The following is a 17987-nucleotide window of genomic DNA, read 5'->3' as shown; positions in this document are numbered from 1 at the left end:
CCGAAACGTCAATACGTTTTCGGGTACGATCTGAGCAGGAGGATTGAGCAGATGGCACAGGCAGCGGTTGCGGCCGGCGCGGACGCCGAGGCGATACCCGCGGAACTCCAGCCCGGCACGCACGACTTCCTCAAGGCGCTCGCCAGCCCCACCAGGCAGCGCATCATGTTGCTGTTCTTCGACGGCGCGGAGTTGTCGGTCGGCGAAGTGGCCGAGCGGGCCGGCGTCGGCCAATCGACGGCTTCGGAGCACCTGGCCCTGATGCGCCGCGGCGGTGTGGTCACGTCCGTTCGCGAGGGGAAGATCATCCGGTATCGCGGTGACCGCGACGGGATCAGGGCCGCCCTGACCGATCTGCAGGCCTACCTGGAAGTCTGCTGCTGACCTGCGCTCCGCGTCCTGACGCTTCCGCGGAAGCGCCCGATGTCGAATCGGGCAATCCGGTTCCGTCTACCAGGTGAGGGCGGCACAATGGCCGCCACCGACTCAGAGGGAGCCGACCATGGCCAAGTATCTGTTGCTCAAGCACTACCGGGGCGGACCGGAGCCCACCGGAGCCGCGGTGCCGATGGATGAGTGGACCGAGCAGGAGATCACCGATCACGTGGCATTCATGGACCACGTGGCCCAGGTGCTCACCGAACGCGGGGAGTTCGTCGATTCCCAGGCATTGTCCCCCCAGGGCACCTTCGTGCGCTTCGACGCCCAGGGCAAGGCCCCGGTGACCGACGGCCCGTTCGCGGAGACCAAGGATCTCATCGCCGGGTGGATGATCATCGACGTGGAATCGCAGGAGCGTGCCCACGAGGCGGCGGCGTTCCTCTCTTCCGCGCCGGGACCGGGTGGCAGGCCGCTGCAGGAGTGGATCGAGGTGCGCCCGTTCCTGACCCAGCAGGCCAGCGACGTGGAGACCTGGATGTCCGCGGCACAGTAGCGCGATGATCGACGACGACGGCGCTCGCCTGCGCGAGCTGGGTCCCCACGTGCTGGGGGTGCTGGTGCGCCGCGGCGCTGACTTCGCCTCCGCCGAGGACGCCGTCCAGGAAGCACTGCTGGAGGCGGTGCGACGGTGGCCGGCCGCCCACCCGGAGAACCCCCGGGCGTGGCTGGTCACCGTCGCCTGGCGCAAGTACACCGACGCCGTGCGCGCCGAGGCTGCCCGCGCCCGCCGGGAGCAGCGCGAGCACGACATTCCCGCCCCGGGGCCGGCGCAGCAGGCCGATGACACCTTGCTGCTGTTGTTCCTGGCCGCCCACCCGGCACTCACCCCGGCCTCGGCGGTGGCGCTGACGCTGCGTGCGGTGGCGGGGCTGACCACGGCGCAGATCGCCCGGGCCTACCTGGTGCCGGAGGCCACCATGGCCCAGCGGATCAGCCGTGCCAAGGCCGCCCTGCGGGGGAAGCGTCTGAATGAGCCCGGCGACCTGCGCACCGTGTTGAAGGTGCTCTACCTGATCTTCAACGAAGGCTACGACGGGCAGGTGGACCTGGCTGCCGAGGCCATCCGCCTGACGCGCCAGGCGGCCGCTGCGAGCGAGGAGCCGGAGGTTGCCGGCCTCCTGGCGCTAATGCTGATCCACCACGCCCGCCGGGCTACCCGTCATTCCGTTGGCGGTGACCTCATCCCGTTGGCACAGCAGGACCGCTCAGCCTGGGACACCGCCCTCATCGCCGAAGGCGTGCAGGTCCTGCAGTACGCCTTGGCCAGGGACCGGCTCGGGGAGTACCAGGCGCAGGCCGCGATCGCCGCGCTGCACGCCGACGCCCGATCGGCCGAGGAGACCGACTGGCCCCAGATCCTGCAGTGGTACGACGAACTCTCCGCGCTCACCGACAGCCCTGTCGTGGCGCTCAACCGGGCGGTCGCGCTCGGTCAGGTCGACGGTCCCCTCGCCGGCCTACGCGCTGCTGAAGCCATCCGGCATGATGTCCCACGCCATGCCGCCGTGCGCGCCTATCTCCACGAACGTGCCGGGAACTCCGAGCAAGCCCGCACTCTCTACCTGGAGGCGGCTCAGGCTGCGAGCAGCATCCCCGAGCGCGATCACCTCACCCGCCAAGCCGCCCGGCTGCAGTCATAGCCGCGAGGAAGAACGCTATATAGACATCTTCCTGATAGAGTGCCCTATGGCCCTGAACATCAAGGACCCAGAAACAGACCGGCTGGCTCGCGAGTTGTCCGCGGCCACCGGCGAGTCCATCACGGTCGCTACCCGACAAGCCCTCCAGGAACGCCTCGAGCGGGTCCGACGGCAACCGTCCAAGGGCCACGACCTCTCCGAGATCATCAATCGCGGCCGGGCCAGGCGGAACATGGACGATCGCACGGAGGACGAAATCCTCGGTTACGACGCCGCAGGGCTACCCGCGTGATCGCGGTCGATTCCTCGGCCCTCGTCGCGATCGTTCTCGGCGAACCCGAGGCCGAGACAATGCTCCACGCTCTTCAGCGCAAGCCCGCGATCCTCAACTCAGCGACGTTGGTCGAGTCCTCGATCGTCGTCGAGGCCCGGCAAGGTCCCGACGCCACACGCGACCTCGATCTGCTCATCGCAGGTGCGATCGATGAGGTCGTGCCCTTCGACCTTGCCCACGCCCAGGCTGCCCTGGAGGCATGGCGAAGGTTTGGAAAGGGCCGCCACCCGGCCGCTCTGAACTACGGTGACTGCCTCGCCTACGCCACCGCCCGCGTCCATGATGCTCCGCTGCTCTTCAAAGGCGAGGACTTTCCCAAGACCGATATCCCGGCCGCGAGCCCCAACTGACCCCGCAGCCGGCAGTCTCTCCACGACAGGTACGGTGACGGGCGGTGACACCCTCATCCACCCCCGGTGCGGCGCACGTACGTCTCCACCCCGCCGGTGCCGGTGCGTTCCCACACACTGTGCAGCATGGGAATCGTCCCCGACGTGACCACGCCGCGCCAGCGGTAACTGGTGGGCCAGCGTCGGAACACCGGCATCACCGTGGTGACCAGGCGCATCAGGAGTGGCAACTTCCCCGGACGCCACCGCTCGGTGACGTCCAGGTCACCGGTGACCTCGCCGTCGTCCCGCCTCAACGACCAGGATCCCCCGGTGAGGCGCACGTCGTCGACCCGCACATGCCACCTGCCCTGCTCCCGGGTGCCGGGAGCGATCGCGGTCAGGTCCGGCATCGCGGGGTCCAGGACGAGGTGCGCGGCGTGTCCTGCGGCGCGGGAGGTAAGCACAGCGGTCCCATCGGCGCCGGCGTTGACGACCGGCAGGTCCTGCAGCGCGCCTTCGTGTGCGCGGCCCAGGGTGGTTACGAGCAACGGTGCGGCGTACTTGATCAGCAACCGCCGGTGCAACCCGGCTCCAGGCAACCGCCCGATAGCCGCCTGTTCACCGTCGATTCGCAGCACCGGCGCCGTGCGCGTGCGGTGGACCAGGTCGAAGGCCGGCATCCACACCAGCAGCAGCGACTCCGGCTCGGCGATCGCAGCGCTGACGGGCGCCAGCAGGCCGGCGCGGCGCCGGGGCTTTCCATCCCGGTCATCAACGTGTACCTCGATCTGGCGTCCGTCGACGTCGGTGAGACTCGCGCGGGCCAGCACACCGTCCGGGGCTACCCGCAACTGCGCGACGTCGAAGGCAGTGGCCTGCCACGCGCCGGTGCCCCCGCCGAGGTGGTACCTGCTGCGGTCGAGCCGCAAGGCGGGGTCGAAGTAGTAGTCCACCCGCCGGTCGGCCCGCCGGGACAGGAATGCCAGCATCCCGGTGCCGTGGGCCTCGTCGTCGAACCACTGAAGTTCCAGGCCGTCATAGACCGGGTGGTCGGTGAACTCGCAGTTGAGCATCGCTGCGACCGTTTCCACCTGCAGGCTCAACGGGCTGTGGGCCATACCCCATCGAATCACGGCGCGGGGTTGGCGTCGTGGGCCCAAAGGCCCGTGTCGTGCCGGCTCACCCCGGTGTGGGATCAGCCCAACTGCACAGGCACCTCGCGCGCCACCGCCCCCTCGGGGTGCAGGAACAGAAGTACGCAGCGCACGCGCCGGCCGGTAGCCCGGGACAGGCACGTGGCGTAGGCCTGCATCTGCGGTTGGTAGTAGGCGATGCGGGACTCGATCGCGGCCGCAGGGACCGCGTCGGTCTTATAGTCCACGATGACGAGGCCCCCACTGCCGTCGTCGTAGACCAGGTCCACGTAGCCTTCCAGGATCGTGCCGTCCTCCTGGGTGGTGCCCACGTACGTCTCTCGCCAGTGACGGCGGGTGGCGGCCTCGCGCACCACCTCGGACTGCACCGCTGACTTCACGAGGGCAGCGACCAGTTCCTGGTGCTCAGTGACGCCCTCGGCCACGCACTGGGCATCGATCGCCGCGTCCGGAACCTGCCCTGCGCCCAGGTCCACGCTTTGCAGCACCCCGTGCACGGCCCGGCCGATCGCCGAGCCGTACCGTCCCTTGGACCACGGCGGCAGCACCAGGTCCCGCTGGGCCTTGTGGGAGCCCGGGTCGGCGTCGGTAAGCACCACGGTGGGCTCGGTCCCTTCCAGCCCCGAGGCCACCATGGCCGCGTCACGGTTCGCGCTGTCGCGTGCCCGATCCCGCGTGGCCACCCACTCCTGCCACGTCGGTGCCGGCACCACCTCGGTCTCCACGCGGCCGAGCGCCAGGGACTGTGAGACGGGTAGGTCCTCCAACCGCTCCGCGTTCGCAGCACCCTCGGCCGCAGCGATGACCTTCGCCGCGGTCTGCGACTTCGAACCACGGTCCCGGTGCAGGGACACCACCAGATGGTCCCGCGCCCGGGTGGCCCCGACGTAGAGCAACCGCATCCGCTCGGCAGTGTCCATCTGCTCATCGACGGGCAGCGCATCGGTGAAGTCGGAGGTTTGCAGGCGCGAGGTGATGCGCACCTCGTACCCGCCCTCGGCGGGCCAGAGAAGCTGCAGTCCGCGGTTGGTCCGCGGCTGCGAGGTCATCCCGGACATGATGACCACGGGATACTCCAGGCCCTTGGCGGCGTGGATGGTGGAGATGTGCACCGCATCGACGTCGGTTTCGGGCAGCACCGATTCGCTGACCCGGGAGGATTCGTCACCTTGGCGGGCGGCCCACGCCAGGTAGGAGCGCAACCCGCCCCGGGTGACCTGTGACCACGCCCGGGCCTGATCCACCACGAACCGCAGCCGGCGCCACACATCCCGCCGGTCCAGACCGGTGGCGGCCACCTCGAACATGCGCCGCTCGGCGACGATCGCCTCCAGCACCTGGCTCGGAGTGGACCACCGGGCCTGCCGGGCCAGCGAACGCAGCGCCTCCAGACCCGTGGCTACCGGACCGGTGCGCACCGGTTCCGGCAGTTGCTCATCGGACTGCCACCGCAAGGTGAACCTGCCGCCGTGCCGGCGCCATTCCCACAGGTCATCGTCGCCGCAGCCGAACAACGTCGAGCGCAGCGCGGTGACCAGGGACAACTCGTCGCTGAAATCCGCGATCTCCCGCGCGCACGCCATCAGGGCCCGGATCTCAGCGGCCTGGTACACCAGCGAACTGGCCTCGGCCCGGTAGGGCACCCCCGCGTGGGTCAGGGCTGCCTCCAGATAGGACAGTGAGGTGCGGGCCGGCACCAGGACGGCGATGTCGGCCGGGCGCACGGCCCGCCACTGATCGCCCTGCTGTACCTGCCACCCCTCGGTGAGCATGAGGCGGATGGATTCTGCGACGTCGTCGGCCTCCAGGATGCGCAACCGCTCGGCGGTCAATTTCCCTTCCGGTTGCGCGTCGGCGTCGTGACCCGCGGCGCCCAGCACGGTGACCGCCGGCCCGGAGGGTGGGCCCTGGATGCGGTAGGAGTCCAGGGGTTGGTACTCCGGTTGCCGACCCTCTTCGGCGGAGATCAGTTGGGAGAACACGTGGTTCACCCAGGTCAGGATCGGGTCGAGGGTACGGAAGTTCGTGGTCAAGGACACCGCGGTGCCCAGGTGTTCCTGGGCGTTGAGGTACATGTTGATGTCCGCGCGGCGGAACCGGTAGATCGACTGTTTGGCGTCGCCGACCACGAACAACCGCCCCTCTGGGACGTGCACGCCTTGCCAGTCCGGTTCGGAAGCCTGCTCGCCGCCGGCGATGCGAACGGCGAGTTCGATCTGGATCGGGTCGGTGTCCTGGAACTCATCGAGCAGCAGCCGCTGGTAGGTGCGGTGCAGCGCGGCGCGTACCTCGGGGTTGTGGCGCAACAGGTCCCGGGTGAGCACGAGCAGGTCGTGGAACTCCAGACGGCCATCGCGCCGGCGTTCCATCGCGGCGGCCAGCACCCGTTCGGCCGTCCAGTAGGTCACCGCCCGCAGGCACCGGTCCAGCACCTTGGCGATCGCCCGCTGAGCGTCCTCGACCAAGGCGGTGCCAGCGGCGCGGACTTCGTTGATATCGCAGGACCAGTTGCGGCTGTTTCCGGTGCGTGGGCCGAACTTCAGGCCGGCGAGTTGCTGCAGCGCAGCCACCTGGGCAGCGTCGTCGCGGGCTGTGCGCAGGGCGTGGGTGGCGGAAGTGAGCACCGGAAACCGCTTGAATAGGTTGTCTTCGGCGTCGGTGCAGTGTTCGGCAAGGTCAAGTACGTCGATGGCTTGTCGTCGCACGCCGGAGGTGTCCGGGACCACCACGCGGGCCGGTGGGTGGGGCAGGATGCGGTCGGCGATCAGGTCCCAGTCGTTACCGAGGGCGCGGGCCAGGGACGGGATGTGCGTGTCGATCTTCAGGCCTGCGGCCATGCCCAGCAGCAGCGCCGGCTCCATCGACTCATCGTCCAGGAGCTCGGTGAGGATCTGGGACCACCGGTCCTCGAAGGCCACCGAGGAGGCCACCTCATCCATGACCTCCACCAGCGGCGGCAGCCCGGCGGCGATGGCGTGCTCGGTGAGGATCCGTTGGGCGAAGGAGTGCAGGGTGCCCACGGCCGCGCGGTCCAGTTCGTCCAGTGCGGTGGCGGCCCGGTCACGGTGGAGCTGGGTTTCATCGTCGATCGGTTCGGCGCGCCAGGCCTGTTGGAAGCGGGAGCGCAGCCGGTCGCGAAGTTCCGCACCGGCCTTCTCGGTGAAGGTGACGGCGGCGATGTGAGCCATGGAGACGCCGTCGTGCAGCACCAGGGTGGCGATGCGGTCCACCAGGGCCCGGGTCTTGCCCGAGCCGGCGCCGGCGTTGACGAACAGGGTCGAAGCGGTGTCGGTGGTGATCCGGTCCCGCACGGACTGGTCCCGAAGCGCCACGGCCTGGTCGGTACTCATGCGTCCTCCTGGTCCAGAGCCTCGGGTTCCAGCAGTGCCACCAGGTGGGCCAGCGCCGGGTCGTGACGTTGCCGCTCCCAGCGTTCGCGCGCGGTGGCGTGCCCGATGCCGTCGGGGTTGCAGTAGGCGCACTGGACCCACATGAAGTCCGGGGTCTCGGGTGGTCGTGGTGGGAACAGGCCGGCACTGACCGACTCGGTGAGCAGATCGACGGTGGAGGCCAGCGCCTCGATCACCGGGGCGTCCACCTCGATGCCGACGTAACCGGGTTCCTTGCGCACGAACCAGTACTCGGCCTGCACCGGCGAATCAGGGTTCCCGAACCGGTCGCGGGCGGCGAGCCCGTACACCGGGAGCTGCAACCGGGTGCCCCCGGCGAGGGGGTTGTCCGGCTTGATGGCCTCGAAGGATCGTCTCGACCCGGTCTTGATGTCGGTGACGTAGACCGTGCCGTCCTGGCCGAGGTCCACCTTGTCCGCGCTCCCGAGCAGCAGCACGTTGCCGTTGGGCACCTGCAGGGTGACCGGATCCTGGCCGCCGAGCCCGAAGGGCATCTCGCTGGCAGCCACCCGGGCGGCGCGTTCGGCGCGGCGTTCATCATCGGCGTCCAACATGGCCGCCATGTCCACCTCGAGTTGGTCGCGTTCGCGGCGCCACAGCCGTGGGTGACCGGTGAGCCCGTCGGCTTCCATGGCTGCGGCTTGCTCGTGCAGGATCCCGATGAGCCGGGAGCGGTGGGCCGCGGACCATGGTTCGCCGAAGCCGGGTAGGTCATCGGCGAACTCACGGGCCAGTGTGTCGAAACTGCGGTGCACCAGGTTCCCGACCTCCATCGGGGAGATGGTGATGAGGTCTTCGGGTTGCTCGATCGGGCGCACCCCCAGCACTCGTTCGACGAAGAACGAGTGCGGGCAGGACACGTACCGCTCCAGGGCGGTGGGTGAGATGGGGCGGCGGCCGTCGCGATAGTCGGGCAGGTCTGTGCTGGCGGTGAGGTTGCCGTCGTACCGGGTGAACGCGGCACCGGCCCGGGCGCGCAGGGTCTCCTGGGCGGCATGGACGACGGCGTCGTTGAGTTGGTCGGTGGCCGCGGCCCGGGTGCGCCACTCCTGGTCGGTGGCGAGGCGTTGCCCGCGCAGGAGTTCGGCGGAGAAGGAACTGGAGGTGCTCAGTGCCCCGCCGAGGTCCCCGACCGTGTCCCAGTCGGTGGCGGCCAGGGTGTTGTCCCCGGCGAGTTCACGCAGGGTGCCCAGCAGCCAGCGGCTGGGTAGGCGGCGGGAGGAACTCCGTAGGTCCCCGCGGGGGAAGGAGGCGACGACGTGCGGTGCGGCTGCGAACGCGGCGAGCAGGTGCCGGTAGGCGGTGCCTTGCCGGTCCCGCAGGGTGGTCAAGGGGCCGACGGCGGAGCGCACCGGGTCGGGCAGCAGCGAGTCCCCGCTGGGTCGTCCGGGGTAGAGGTCCTCGCTCAGGCCCAGCACGTACACGACGTCGGCGTCGAGCCCGACGGCGTGGGACAGCGGCGCGACGAGCACGCCGTCGCCGAAGCGGCCCAGGCGGGGGATGGCCTCGCTGAGGTCGGCGTCCAGGGCTTGGCGCAGGGCCGCCAGGGAGGCGGTGGAGTCGATGTCATCGAGGATGCTCAGGGCGCCCAGCGTGGTGCGGATGGCGGCTGCGGCGTACTGCTCCTCCGGTGGGAGGGCGGTCAGGTCGCCCGGTTCGCCGAAGCAGGTGGTGATGAGGTCCTGGCACCAGGTGGCCAGGTCCGTCCAGCCGGTCATCTGGGTGGCGCGCTGGAGTTCGCCGGCCAGGTGGTGCACGAACTGCTGCAGGTCCGCCGCGGCCTGCGCCTGGGCGGTGGCGTACCGCACTGCACCGTCGCGATCGTCCTCGTGGGCCCGGTCGGCGCGCGTGTGTTGCTGCTGGATATAGCGGTCCAGGCGGGTGCGCCAGTCGGTGCCGCTCACCACCCCGGCCTCCCGGGAGATGCGTTCCCATCGGGCCACCGGCACCCGACCGCCGGTGAAGGTAAGGAACGGGGCGTCAGCCAAGGTGCGGAACAACCCGGCGCGGGGCATCTCATCAGCAGCCAGGTCAAGCAGCCCGAGGACCGCGCGGGACAGCGCGCGGTCGATGATCGGGCGCGACCCGGTGCCGTTGATCCGCACCCCGGCGTCGCGCAGGTGGTCGTGCAGCAGGGCGGCGTAGGGGTCGGCGGCGGTGTAGAGCACGGCGATTCGATGTGCCTGGGCGTTGTTGAGGTCGTCTAGGACGTGGCGCACCACGGTGCGTACTTCGTCGTCGGAGTCGGAGGTGTTCAGGATCCCGGTGGCGGTGGGCACGGGCGCGTCCAGCCGTTCGAGTGCGTCGCTTGCGATGAGTCGGTGGGACCCTTCGTCCGCGCGTGCCACCCCGCTGCTGCCGAGGAGCACCGTGACCTCGTTGTTCCTGGCGAGAGCGTGCAGGAATGACTGCTCGGCGACGGTGAGGTCTTGCGGGAGGTAGACGATCACCGCGGCGGCGAGCGGGTCCAACGGAATGTGGCCTGTCGCGGTGGTGAGGATGTCGGTGCGGTCGTACCACTGCGGGGCCATGGCGGTGACCACCTGGCGGTGCAGCCGAACCAGGTCACGGCTCACCGTGCCCGCGGCGGAAACCTGATCGAGTTCGGCTTCGGACAGGTCGCGCAGTTCGGTGTGCGCTTGCATCAGGGCCTGCACGGTGGCGGGATGGTCGGCGGTTTCTTCGAAGATGCCGGGGTCGGTGGCGAGCGCGCGGCGCCATCCTGCTGCGAGGACTTGGCGGGTCAGTGGGCGGCGCGGAGCCAGAATCGGGGTGGCGAGTTGTTCGGCCAGCCGTGTGGTGACGGTGATGTCGATCCCGGCGATACCTGGCCCATGGGGCGATCCCTCGCGGGCGAGATGACGCCGGGCGACCGTGCCCGCGATATTGCTCGGCGCGAGCACCAGTACTGGGGCCATGGGGTCCTCGGCTTTGACCTGGTTGACCACCGCATGGAGCCGGTCCAGGGCCGGTAGGCCGTAGGCCGTTGTGATGTGCTGCAGCATTACCTACCCCCGCGCCGAACCGCCGTTCACCTCATTAGAACAGGCGCCGGTGACATCCGGGGACGCTTTGCAGGCCTGGAAGAGGGGATCGTCCCGAGCATGGCTCGCCTACCGCTGCAGGTCGCTCGGACACACACATCCGACACGGCAACTGAGCGGCACGAAGAATCTGATCAAGTGTCGGCTCGGCCGCCACGCCACTACAGCCCGAAAGTCACCTTTGGAACGCCCACCAATTGCTGGGCGAGTTCGCGGTCCATTTGGAGAGTCTGACTTACCTTCGGCTTGCTCGCTCGAGTGTCCGAGCCGTAGGTGCTTAGCGTGAGATACGCGACGCCTCCGTCACTGTGCGTGACCTGCCAAGTGCAATCGACCTCGGTGGGATGAATACGTCCATCGGACTTTGCCTGAGTGAGGGAGCGGATGCGAGCCATGCGTGGAGACTACCGACGCTTCCGATCGGACGGAGCCACTTCAGGGACTCACAGAGTGGCAGTGGTCCATCGTTAGTTAGCACTCGTGGCGTATCGTCTGGGCCGGTCGGAACTACGGGCGATTCGGGTCCTTCGAGCGCCCCGCCAGATTCATTCTCCCCCCCGCGCATCCCGCACCGCGAGCGCCACTTTCACCCGGTTGTCCACCCCCAACTTCGCCAGCACGTGTCCCACGTGGGTCTTCACCGTGGTCTCCGACATGTACAGCGCTGCCGCGATCTCCGCATTCGAGGCGCCCTCACCCACCAGGTCGGCCACCTCCCGCTCCCGCGGGGTCAAGGTCGCCAGCGCCTCGGCCACCGTCTCGGCTCGCTCCCGGGCGGCGGCTGAACCGTCCTCGGTGAACCGGTCCAGCAGCATCCGGGTAGCCCCCGGCGAGAGCATCGCGTCCCCGTGGGCCACCGTATGCACCGCTTGCACGATGCCCTGCGGGGAGGTGTCCTTCAGCAAGAAACCCGAAGCCCCGGCGCGCAGCGCACCGGCCACATAGGAATCTGCACCGAACGTGGTCAGCACGCACACCTGAGTGCCGGGCACCGCGCGCAGCACCTCCGCCGTCGCAGCAATACCGTCCAGTTCCGGCATTCGAATATCCATCAGCACCACATCGGGACGGTGCGCTCGCGCCTGCTCCACGGCTTCCCGGCCATCGGCGGCCTCAGCCACCACCTCGAGCCGGGCGTCCGAGCCCAGGATCATCCGGAGGCTGGATCGCACCAGCGCATCATCGTCAGCGATCAGCACCCGGATCATCGCCGCTCCTCCCCTAACCCGTCTCGCACCTCGTCCGAGGCCCCCGAACTCCCGACCCCTTGAGCCGGCAGTTCCGCCCGCAGCACCCACCGCTCCCCCATCGGCCCGGCCTCCAGCGTGCCCCCCAGCACCCGCACCCGCTCGGCCAGTGAGGCCAACCCCATCCCGGCCCGAGCAGCCTCCCCGCGCCCAGCAGAATCCCGGCGCCCAGCAGACCCCTGCAACGGATTGCTCACCTCCACCACCACAGCCTCACGGCCTCCCCCGCGCACCGAGACCTCCACCGAGCCCCCGCACCCGTGTCGCAGCGCATTGGTCAGCCCCTCTTGCACGATCCGGTAGATGGCCCGTCCCACGGCCGGACCCACCTCCTCGTCCACCGCGAGCGCGAGTTCCACCTGCACCCCGGCCGAGCGGGTCCGCTCCACCAGGGCAGGCACCTCCTCAAGGCCTGCCTGCGGGGCCAGGGGAGCGTCGTCGTCGACCATCATGTCCAGCAGTCCGCGCAACTCCGCCTGCGCCTCCCCGGCCGTCTGCCGTAGCGATTTGGCCTGGGCTTCGACCACCTCCCGCTCGGCGTCGGGGTTCACTTCCAGGGCGCCGGCTTGCATGGAGATGAGCGCCAGTTTGTGGCCCACCACGTCATGCATCTCCCCAGAGATGCGCTCCCGCTCGGCGGCCACGGCCCGGGCGGCCCGCAGTTCCTGCTCCTCCTCTGCCCGCCGGGCCCGTTCGCGCAGCGTCGCCACAAGGGCCCGGCGCTGGGCGAGGAACGCCCCCAGCAGCATCGGCAACCCGATCAAGAGCGCCAACTCGGCGGCCAACTCCAGCCACGGTTCGAGCAGAGCCGGCACCGGCTCTCCCTCGAACGTCAGTCCGGCGCCCATGGTCGACGGGAACGCCTGCACCTGGAAACTGATCACTACCAGCCCCGCGGCCAGCGCCGCCACCAGAGCGGTGAGGCGGTCCCGGCGCCGTAGCACCAGGGAGAACATCGCCACCGGCAGCACCGCATCGGTGCTGGTGGCCACCAGCACCAGTGCCACCACGGGCAGCACCAGCGGGCGGTGGTGACGCACCAGCACGCCCCACACCACCGCCGGAACGGCCAGGGCGATCAGCACTCGCTGCCAGGTGTGCGCGTCGGGTTCGATGATCGCGGAGACGCACGAGCCGACAGTGATGAGCAGGTACAGCCAGGTCCACCCGCCCAGCCACCGGTGCGGCCACCCGCGCGAACCTGCCCGCGCCGGACCGCCGCTCACCGCTTCTGGACTGGCCCTCACGCGCCTCAGCCTACGGGCGGCCCTGCGCGCGGGTCCTCCTGCTTTGGTGTCCCACGACCCCGGCGGGCCTACTACCTTGGTCGCAGCACACTCCGGCCGTAGGCAGGAGGATCGCCACCCGCCACCGCGGCAGGCTGCTGGGCATGATCACTTATGAGAACGTGACCAAGCGATACGGCGGGCGCACCGTCGTCGACGACGTGACCTTCACCGCCCCGGCGGGCGCGGTGACCGCGTTCCTGGGGCCCAACGGTGCCGGGAAGTCCACCAGCATGCGGATCCTGGCCGGCCTGTCCCGGGCCGATTCGGGCGCAGCCCTGGTGAACGGGCAGACGGTGACCCAGTTGCCCAACCCCGGGCGCGTGGTAGGCCTGATGCTCGATGCCAGTGCCCTGCACCGCGGGCGCACCTGCGCAGAATCGGTGCAGATGGCCGCCGCTGCCACCGGGGTGGGAACGCAGCGGGCGCGCGATGCCTTGGACGCCGTGGGCCTGGGCGCAGCCGCCGGACTACGGGTGGCGGCGTGCTCGCTGGGGATGCGCCAGCGGCTCGGCCTCGCGGTGGCCCTGGTCGGCAGACCCCGGGCGCTGGTGCTCGACGAACCGTTCAACGGCCTGGACCCCGAAGCGATCCACGACCTGCGCTCGGTGCTGCGCGACTTCTCCGCGACCGGCGGGGCGGTGCTGCTGTCCTCCCACCTGCTGGGTGAAGTGCAGTCCGTGGCCGACCGGCTCGTGGTGCTGCGCGCCGGCACCGTGGTGGCCAACGGCAGTGCGCCTGATCTCACCGCGGCGGGGCGCACCAGGGTGCGAGCCGAGCGATCGGGCGACCTGCAACAGGCACTGACCGGTGACGGGCTGCAGGTCACGGCCGAGGACGGCGACTGGCTGACCGTAGCGGCCCCGCCCGGGCAGGTCGGTCACCTCGCCCTGGCTGCCGGGATCGCGCTGACCGGCCTGGAGGAGCGACGCACCGACCTGACCGACCTGTTCCTGACCCTGACGTCCGGCGACTCGGCCCACGACGCCGGATCAACCCACGATGCCACTGACGACACCGAGACCGACCCCAACCACGACACTGCGAGGGCAGCCTGATGACCAGCACGACCACCAGCCCACCGACACCGGCCGCGTCGAGCCCTCTCGCACGCCTGCTGGACTCGACCTCCGCTGGCACCCCGGCCCAGCCGATCACCATGCGCACCCGTCTCTACCTGGAACTGCGTAAGGCGCTGAACACCCGCTCGGGACTCATCCTGACTCTGGCGGCTCTGGCGTGGGCGCCCCTGGTGCTGATCGCCTCGCTCGTTGCCGTGGGCACCAGCGGGCACGACGCCGAGACGATCCTGGGCATCGGTGCCACCGGTGTGGCGGTGCTGTTGCCGATCGTCACGTTGTTGCACGTGACCGGCGAGTGGGGGCAACGCTCGATCCTCACCACCTTCTCCCTGGATCCCGCGCGCGGGAGGATCCTGGTCGCCAAGGTCTTGGCCGGTCAGGTGCTCGCGCTGGCCGTGATCGCCTCCGCACTCGCCTTCTCCCTGATCACCGCGCTCCTGATGGGAGTGGACCTGGGTGGCACTCGGGATCTGGGGCGCGTCCTGCTGGGTTTGGCGGCCGGGGGGACGCTGTATGCCCTGATGGGCTCGGCCCTGGGTGCCATGACCCTGTCCACCCCGCTGGGCCTGGGCGTTCTGCTGGTCGCGCCGCAGCTGGTGCTGAACCTGGGCCCCTTGGCCGGCGAGCGCTGGGCAGAGGTGGGGCCCTGGGTGGAGATCAGCATGCGCCTGGGCGAACTCACCGGCGGCACCGTCGCGCACTGGGGCCATCTGGCCGTGGCGTGCGCGCTCTGGATCGCCCTGCCGCTGGTTGTTGGGTTCTGGAGGGTTCGCCGGGCCGACGTGGCCTGAGGCTCTGCCGAGCTGCCCGGTCTCAGATCGCCATCGCCTCGCACTCAGGTATAGACCGCAAAGCGTTCACCGATCCTCCTCGATGAAAAGTCCAATCCTCCGCACTATGGAGTCATAGGCGCAGGTTTCCCTTGACACGGACGGAGGGTTCTCTAGTGTTGGTCTAGACCTGATTGGTGCGATACCCCACGGAGAACGATGATGTCTTCAGCCCGAACCGAGACCACCTCGACCGCCTTGTCACTCAAGTCCCTCACCACGTCGGTCAGCCGGCGCGCCGTCCTCCTGGGCGGCGGAGCGGGTGCGCTGAGCCTGGCCCTGGGGGGCGGGCGGGTGCACGCGGTACCCGGGGGCGAACCGGGCAGTTTCGCGATGCTGATGGACCTGCACATCGATGATGAGCGTCCCGCCCGCACCGCCGACTTCGAGCGCATCATGGCCCACATCGAGGCCCGCAACCCTGGCTTCGTGCTCAACTGCGGCGACATCACCGAACTCGGCCTGGCCCGGGAGTACGAGGCCTACCTGGCCGCCATCCCGGAGAGCCTGCGCGAAGCGATGATGGAGGTGCCGGGCAACCACGAGCAGCAGTGGAGCGTCAACTACGACCTCTACGAGCAGTACCTGGGCGAGGGCACTTACAGTTTCGACGCCGGCGGACTGCACTTCATCGGGCTGGACCCCCAGGCGATGATGGAGTGGGGCTGGTTCTACGACGACGACGTGCTCGACTGGCTGGAGCGGGACCTGCGCAGCGTTCCCGAGGCCACGCCGATCATCCTGTTCCAGCACTACGCCATGGGCGCGGACTGGAACTACGTCCACAACGACGACGAGGTGCTGCGCATCATCGAGGGCTACCCCGTCCGAGGCATCTTCGTGGGCCACTCCCACCTCACCGAGGTCTCCCGGTACAACGGCGCCACCCAGGTCATCGGGAACTCCCTCAAGAACGGGCCGTACTACTACTGGGTGGAGCGCACGGACACCGACTCCGGGCCGGCACTGGAGATCACCGAGGTGACCGTCCACGCCGATGGGGAAGCCGAAGAGGAACAACTCGCGATCGTGCCCCTGGACGATCCGGGCCCCGGTGGAGACCTGGGCCCCTTCCAGATGCGCGCCAACCCCGAGGGTTCGGAGGTGGCGATGCGGGTGGACGTGCACCCGCGTGCCGACGTGCGGGAGGTTCAGGCCCGGGTGCACCCCTACGCCTACGGGCGGGACCTGGAGCGGTGGGTGAACCTGGACCGCACCGGGCAGGCCGGGGGGCGGCGCTGGGCCGGGCAGGTCGACGCCGCCGAACTGTGGCCCGGACCGCACAAGATGGAGGTGCGGGCCGTGGGCGCCGACGGTGCCGTCTACGACGACGTGGTGCGCTTTGAGTTGCCCACCTCTTCGGCCCGGGTGGAGTGGACCACGCAACTGCAGGGCCGCATCCAGGGCGCCCTGGCGGAGCGCGACGGCGTCGTGGTCGCCGGGACCACCACCGGTCACCTCGAGGCCTACGCCCCCACCCACCGGTCGAACCCCCCGGTCTGGCGCACCACCACCGGACCGGTGTACCGGCAACCGGTGTTCACCCCGGACGGCTCGCATCTCCTGGTCCCCTCCTCCGACCATCACCTGTACGCCCACGACGCCGGCAGCGGCGCCGAACTGTGGTCCACCGAGCTCGGTTCACCCCTGGCCGGGGATCTCGCCCTGGCCGAGGTGGACGGCCAGGACCGCGTGTTCGTGGCGGTGGGGACCACCCTGTTCAGCCTGGACCTGGGCGGTGAGGTGCTGTGGTCGGCCGAGTTCAACGGCATCTGCGCCGGCCGCCCGGAGTGCGACGGGGAGCAGGTCTACATCGGCAGCGGGGACGGCAACGCCTACGCCTTCGACGCCCGCACCGGCGAACTGGCCTGGCAGCGGGCCCTGGTGGACCGGGGCAGCACCTACGGCAACGTGTTGTACGGCCCGTGGGCCTGCTACGTCCGCCTGCTGCCCGACGGTGCGGTGCTGTTCACCACCTTCACCAACGCCATCGCCCTCGATGCCGCGACCGGCCAGGTCCGCTGGGAGGGCGAGGGCGACGACCTGGGCACGGTCCAGGTGCTCTACACCCCGCCCACGGTGACCGAGTACGGGATCCTGCTGGTGGACGGTCTCAACGGGACGGTGCATGTGGTGGATGAGACCACCGGGAGCCAGAAGTGGCAGGCCGAGGCGCTGCCGCGCAACTTCGGTGCCGCCCCAGTGCCCAGCCCCGAGAACGACTCGGTGTACTGGCTGGTCGGGCAGAGCGGCCTGCTTGTCCGGATCGACCTGGCGAATAAGTCGGTGGATCAGGTGCTGCAAGTGCTGCCGAACTACACCCAGTCCACCGCGGCGCTGGTGGGTTCGGGCAGTGAGCAGGTGCTGGTGGCGGGCGGTCAGGACGGGGTGCTGCACGGCGTGGTCGGTCTGCACCAGGTGTAGCCGACCTCAGGGCTCGGGTCGGGCCACCACGAAGGAGAAGTCGTACAGATCCCCGCGGCACAGCGACTGCCCGCTCTCCACGACCCGGCCGCGCTGATCCCTGCTGACCCGCTTCACGTGCAGGGCCGCGGAGTTCGGTTCCACATCCAGCAGTTGTGCCGTGCGCTCACCGAGGTTGACCGCCCGGACGTCCTGGTGCGCCCGCTGCAGGCGGATACCGTAACGCCGCTCCAGCAGTCGGTAGAGGGATTGGGTGAGGTCCTCCTCCAGCAACCCGGGGAACCGGGCCGCGTGCAGGCACACCTCCTCGTGGCACATGGGGCTGCCATCGCCCAGCCGCAGGCGTTCGATCCGATAGATCGTGGTGCCCGGTGAGATGCCCAGGTCCACGGCGATGTGAGTGGGGGCGGGGATCTCCTCGGCCGCGATCAGTTCGGTGCGGGGGTCATAACCGCGCGCGGCCAGGTCCTCGGAGAACGACGTGAGCGAGGGCCCCTTGGACACCCGGGGCCGCGCCACGAAGGTGCCGACACCCCGCACCGAGCGCAGCACCCCGTCCTCACGAAGCCCGTTCAGCGCCTGGCGCACCGTCATCCGACTGACGCCGAAGCGCTCGGCCAGTTGGCGTTCGGTGGGCAGCATGTCATCGGGGGCCATCGTGGAGCGCACCTCTGCGAAGATGCGGTCCCGCAGTTCCTCATGCTTGGTCTGGTGCGCCATCGGTGCCTCCTGCAGCCAAGGCTAGGTCACCGCGCAGGCCAAA

General features: G+C 69.6%; 14 protein-coding genes. 8 read left to right on the top strand and 6 right to left on the bottom strand.

Annotation, left to right across the window (positions count from 1 at the left end; genetic code table 11):
• Positions 1-51 precede the first annotated feature (51 nt).
• The 5 genes from ACPL7H_RS13360 (at position 52) to ACPL7H_RS13340 (ending at position 2765) form a co-directional block, all read left to right on the top strand.
• Positions 52-384, top strand: coding sequence for an ArsR/SmtB family transcription factor (locus ACPL7H_RS13360; protein WP_424797374.1), 333 nt, complete (start codon positions 52-54; stop codon positions 382-384).
• A 118-nt stretch (positions 385-502) separates the two neighbouring features.
• The gene (locus tag ACPL7H_RS13355) at positions 503-934 is read left to right on the top strand and encodes a YciI family protein (RefSeq protein ID WP_424797373.1); all 432 of its coding nucleotides are present in this window, start codon (positions 503-505) and stop codon (positions 932-934) included.
• Between the two features lie 4 nt (positions 935-938).
• Positions 939-2081, top strand: coding sequence for an RNA polymerase sigma factor (locus tag ACPL7H_RS13350; RefSeq protein WP_424797372.1), 1143 nt, complete (start codon positions 939-941; stop codon positions 2079-2081).
• Positions 2082-2127: 46 nt separating this feature from the next.
• Positions 2128-2373, top strand: coding sequence for a type II toxin-antitoxin system VapB family antitoxin (locus tag ACPL7H_RS13345; RefSeq protein ID WP_424786643.1), 246 nt, complete (start codon positions 2128-2130; stop codon positions 2371-2373).
• Entirely contained in the window at positions 2370-2765 is a 396-nt protein-coding gene (locus ACPL7H_RS13340) for a type II toxin-antitoxin system VapC family toxin (protein WP_424786644.1), read from the top strand. Before ACPL7H_RS13345 ends, ACPL7H_RS13340 begins: the two co-directional genes overlap by 4 nt.
• Before the next feature lie 53 nt (positions 2766-2818).
• Here the strand turns inward: ACPL7H_RS13340 and ACPL7H_RS13335 are convergent, their stop codons facing one another.
• The 5 genes from ACPL7H_RS13335 to ACPL7H_RS13315 form a co-directional block, all read right to left on the bottom strand.
• Positions 2819-3865: a hypothetical protein gene (locus ACPL7H_RS13335; RefSeq protein ID WP_424797371.1), complete on the bottom strand. Its 1047-nt coding sequence runs from the start codon at positions 3863-3865 to the stop codon at positions 2819-2821.
• 77 nt (positions 3866-3942) lie between these two features.
• The gene (locus ACPL7H_RS13330; RefSeq protein ID WP_424797370.1) at positions 3943-7251 is read right to left on the bottom strand and encodes a UvrD-helicase domain-containing protein; all 3309 of its coding nucleotides are present in this window, start codon (positions 7249-7251) and stop codon (positions 3943-3945) included.
• Positions 7248-10316 (bottom strand): PD-(D/E)XK nuclease family protein, encoded by a 3069-nt coding sequence (locus ACPL7H_RS13325; RefSeq protein ID WP_424797369.1) that lies wholly within the window; start codon positions 10314-10316, stop codon positions 7248-7250. The genes ACPL7H_RS13330 and ACPL7H_RS13325 overlap by 4 nt, the downstream gene beginning before the upstream one ends.
• Before the next feature lie 584 nt (positions 10317-10900).
• Positions 10901-11563, bottom strand: a complete 663-nt coding sequence (locus tag ACPL7H_RS13320) for a response regulator (RefSeq protein WP_424797368.1) — start codon at positions 11561-11563, stop codon at positions 10901-10903.
• Positions 11560-12849 carry a sensor histidine kinase gene (locus tag ACPL7H_RS13315; protein WP_424797367.1) on the bottom strand — a complete coding sequence of 430 codons (1290 nt, stop codon included), beginning with the start codon at positions 12847-12849 and terminating at the stop codon, positions 11560-11562. Before ACPL7H_RS13315 ends, ACPL7H_RS13320 begins: the two co-directional genes overlap by 4 nt.
• Before the next feature lie 143 nt (positions 12850-12992).
• Here ACPL7H_RS13315 and ACPL7H_RS13310 point away from each other — a divergent pair, with 143 nt between their 5' ends.
• From ACPL7H_RS13310 to ACPL7H_RS13300, 3 genes are all read left to right on the top strand, one after another.
• Entirely contained in the window at positions 12993-13946 is a 954-nt protein-coding gene (locus ACPL7H_RS13310; protein WP_424797366.1) for an ABC transporter ATP-binding protein, read from the top strand.
• On the top strand, positions 13946-14761 hold the full coding sequence (locus ACPL7H_RS13305; protein WP_424797365.1) for a hypothetical protein: 816 nt from the start codon (positions 13946-13948) through the stop codon (positions 14759-14761). Before ACPL7H_RS13310 ends, ACPL7H_RS13305 begins: the two co-directional genes overlap by 1 nt.
• A 201-nt stretch (positions 14762-14962) precedes the next feature.
• Complete coding sequence (locus ACPL7H_RS13300) at positions 14963-17224, top strand: PQQ-binding-like beta-propeller repeat protein (RefSeq protein WP_424797364.1); 2262 nt, start codon at positions 14963-14965, stop codon at positions 17222-17224.
• A 6-nt stretch (positions 17225-17230) separates the two neighbouring features.
• Here ACPL7H_RS13300 and ACPL7H_RS13295 read toward each other — a convergent pair whose 3' ends face one another.
• On the bottom strand, positions 17231-17944 hold the full coding sequence (locus ACPL7H_RS13295; protein WP_424797363.1) for a GntR family transcriptional regulator: 714 nt from the start codon (positions 17942-17944) through the stop codon (positions 17231-17233).
• Positions 17945-17987 lie beyond the last annotated feature (43 nt).

The organism is Pseudactinotalea sp. Z1732 (assembly GCF_049724975.1).
In the GTDB taxonomy this organism is placed as follows: Bacteria; Actinomycetota; Actinomycetes; order Actinomycetales; family Beutenbergiaceae; genus CALKWS01.
This window is presented reverse-complemented; position numbering and strand designations above follow the sequence as displayed.

Excerpts from the sequence above, each read along its gene's own strand:
- ACPL7H_RS13360 (WP_424797374.1), top strand. The coding sequence starts at position 52 with ATGGCACAGGCAGCGGTTGCGGCCGGCGCGGACGCCGAGGCGATACCC.
- ACPL7H_RS13355 (WP_424797373.1), top strand. The coding sequence starts at position 503 with ATGGCCAAGTATCTGTTGCTCAAGCACTACCGGGGCGGACCGGAGCCC.
- ACPL7H_RS13350 (WP_424797372.1), top strand. The coding sequence starts at position 939 with ATGATCGACGACGACGGCGCTCGCCTGCGCGAGCTGGGTCCCCACGTG.
- ACPL7H_RS13345 (WP_424786643.1), top strand. The coding sequence starts at position 2,128 with ATGGCCCTGAACATCAAGGACCCAGAAACAGACCGGCTGGCTCGCGAG.
- ACPL7H_RS13335 (WP_424797371.1), bottom strand. The coding sequence starts at position 3,865 with ATGGCCCACAGCCCGTTGAGCCTGCAGGTGGAAACGGTCGCAGCGATG.
- ACPL7H_RS13330 (WP_424797370.1), bottom strand. The coding sequence starts at position 7,251 with ATGAGTACCGACCAGGCCGTGGCGCTTCGGGACCAGTCCGTGCGGGAC.
- ACPL7H_RS13325 (WP_424797369.1), bottom strand. The coding sequence starts at position 10,316 with ATGCTGCAGCACATCACAACGGCCTACGGCCTACCGGCCCTGGACCGG.
- ACPL7H_RS13320 (WP_424797368.1), bottom strand. The coding sequence starts at position 11,563 with ATGATCCGGGTGCTGATCGCTGACGATGATGCGCTGGTGCGATCCAGC.
- ACPL7H_RS13310 (WP_424797366.1), top strand. The coding sequence starts at position 12,993 with ATGATCACTTATGAGAACGTGACCAAGCGATACGGCGGGCGCACCGTC.
- ACPL7H_RS13305 (WP_424797365.1), top strand. The coding sequence starts at position 13,946 with ATGACCAGCACGACCACCAGCCCACCGACACCGGCCGCGTCGAGCCCT.
- ACPL7H_RS13300 (WP_424797364.1), top strand. The coding sequence starts at position 14,963 with ATGTCTTCAGCCCGAACCGAGACCACCTCGACCGCCTTGTCACTCAAG.
- ACPL7H_RS13295 (WP_424797363.1), bottom strand. The coding sequence starts at position 17,944 with ATGGCGCACCAGACCAAGCATGAGGAACTGCGGGACCGCATCTTCGCA.